This is a genomic window from Moorena sp. SIO3B2, assembly GCF_010692525.1.
Classification (GTDB): Bacteria; Cyanobacteriota; Cyanobacteriia; order Cyanobacteriales; family Coleofasciculaceae; genus Moorena; species Moorena producens.
In genome coordinates, this window is record NZ_JAAHHE010000712.1 from 1 (window position 1) to 2,127 (window position 2,127).

General features: G+C 47.7%; 4 protein-coding genes. 1 reads left to right on the plus strand and 3 read right to left on the minus strand.

Translation table 11 applies throughout. From position 1 onward, the window contains the following. Positions 1-796: HEAT repeat domain-containing protein (locus tag F6K38_RS40110; RefSeq protein WP_287360443.1), on the minus strand; the 796-nt coding region annotated here is incomplete at its 3' end. A 51-nt stretch (positions 797-847) separates the two neighbouring features. Between F6K38_RS40110 and F6K38_RS40115 the strand changes: the two genes are divergently transcribed. Beyond that, entirely contained in the window at positions 848-997 is a 150-nt protein-coding gene (locus F6K38_RS40115; protein WP_287360444.1) for a hypothetical protein, read from the plus strand. 208 nt (positions 998-1,205) lie between these two features. On the opposite strand, the gene cpeA is transcribed toward F6K38_RS40115, so the two are convergent. Both cpeA and F6K38_RS40125 read right to left on the minus strand, forming a co-directional pair. Beyond that, positions 1,206-1,700, minus strand: a complete 495-nt coding sequence (gene cpeA, locus F6K38_RS40120; RefSeq protein WP_287360446.1) for a C-phycoerythrin subunit alpha — start codon at positions 1,698-1,700, stop codon at positions 1,206-1,208. A gap of 104 nt (positions 1,701-1,804) precedes the next feature. Next, positions 1,805-2,127, minus strand: a 323-nt coding sequence (locus F6K38_RS40125; protein WP_502709655.1) for a bilin-binding protein, incomplete at its 5' end; no start/stop codon positions are given.

Genomic DNA, 2,127 nt, shown 5'->3' on the forward strand with positions numbered 1-2,127 from the left:
CATGAACCAGCTCTAGGTGATCAGGATGATCACGAATCACTTGATCCAGTGATGGTTCGATCTCCTCAAAGGTGATATCACCCGCTGGCAACCCAGCCTCTGCCAAGAGGCGAATTCCTCGTATTCGGAAGACCATGGAAATGGGACAGGTGGCAATTTGAGGAATTCCTTGGTAGTATCGGGCATCAATCAGGTCTTGAATACAAGCTCGTCGGGCATTGACACTAGAGTGTTGTAGGAATGCCATGACTTTGTGTATCTCGGTGGTATCCCCTGTGAACCGACAAACCGTTGCGATCGCAGCACTAGCTATGGGTTCATTATCGGATTTAGTAAAGGTCTTAATCCTCTCAAGGGCTGGTTTATAGTCTAGTGCAGCCAGAGTTTGGATAATCACCCGATAAGTCTGACCTGGTTTTTCCAGTAGCTGGGCAATTTCTTCGAGAATTTCGGGATCTTGAGTGCCAATTTCCCCAATGGCCCAGACAGCATTTTCCACCGTGTAACAATCCTCATCCCCTAGGCATGAGCGAATTATGGGTAAGGCTACAGAGGCTTTCAGACGACCTAAGCTTTCCACTGCCTTGCGTCGAGCGATACGATGGTACATTTCTGAATTTTGTTCTTGCACCGTTTCCATCAAGGCATTGATTGACCGGTCGGTGGGAAAGTTAATTAAATGGGATGCAGCCAGATAGCGATCAGATGGGTCTTCCAGCTGCTCTAAGGGGGTCTTTAAAAGTGCGATCGCTTGATCTTCGGTCAAATTAAATATATTGGCAAAACGTTTATCCATCAGTAATTTAGTCGTGATTTAGGAATTAACAATAGGATTTACTAAGTTTAGTTGGTTGTAAGCATTGAGCTATCAGCCATCAGCTCTCAGCCATCAGCTCTCAGCCATCAGCTCTCAGCCATCAGCTATCAGCCATTAGCTATCAGCTTTGGGCTTTTGGCCATCAGCTATCCGCTTTGGGCTTTTGGCCACGCTACTTGAGGTACTTTTGAATAAAATAATAACCTGACGGCTGATAGCTGATAGCTGTTCGCGTAGCTTACAGTTGGTTTTGTCCCCCTAACTCCCCAAAACAATTAGGGGACTCTTGGACGGTACTCAACCAATTCAGGCAAAGCAACGTACTAAGAGTCCCCAGGTGCTGATCGAAATGTTAGTCAATCAGCGACGGATTTTCACCGTAATCTCCTTAGGACAGGGAGTTGATTACATAGTCGAGGTAAGTTTTGTACTCAACCAAAGCTTGAGGAGACATGTCACGAGGAGCACAACCACGATCGCGAGTGAACTCAAGAGCTGCGATGTAGGGAGGGGTAGGTAGGTTCAAAGAACGGTAAACTTCACGCTGACCAGCAATACCCCACTCATCTAGAGGACCAGTACCACCAACAACCAAGCAGTAGTTGATCAAGCGTAGGTAGTGACCAAGATCCCGGTAGCACTTGTCAACTTTGACTTGAGAATCACCAGCTTCACCAGCCTCTTTCAGGTAAGGATACTTCTTAAAGCAAGCATCACCAGCTTCTTTGGTAACAGCATCAATGCCAGCTGCTAGCTTTTCAGCAGCTTCCATACGAGCAGCAGCCCGTTGCAGGCTACCTTGAACAGACTCAAGGTCAGAGCTGCTAGGGAAACGACCTGCAGCATCCGCAGCAGTAACAACTGTGGTTATAACTGATTTCATCTTTATATATCTCCTGAATGGGTTTTGAGAAAGATTATACTTAGCTTTTGGCTTCCCCAGCTCACTTTGGCAGGAGCTTGGTTATCTTAGGCAGAAGGGAAAGACTAGCTGATCGCAGCAACTACTGCGTCGAAGTAACCAGCAGTTTCACCAGCTAAGGAGGAACAATCCCCGGAAGTAAGTTCAAACTTGCGCTGGCTAGCGGTGTTGTTAACGAAAGCAACTGCAGCAGCTTTCATGATTCCAACAGCACGAGCTGTGGAGGTGGTGGGTACACCCAGAGCGCTGTAGGTTTCCTTCAGACCATTCAGGCAGCGGTCGCTGAGTACAGAAGCATCACCAGCCAAGATCGCATAGGTCACGTAGCGGAGGATGATTTCACCATCACGCAAGCAAGCAGCCATGCGGCGGTTGGGGTAGCAGTTAC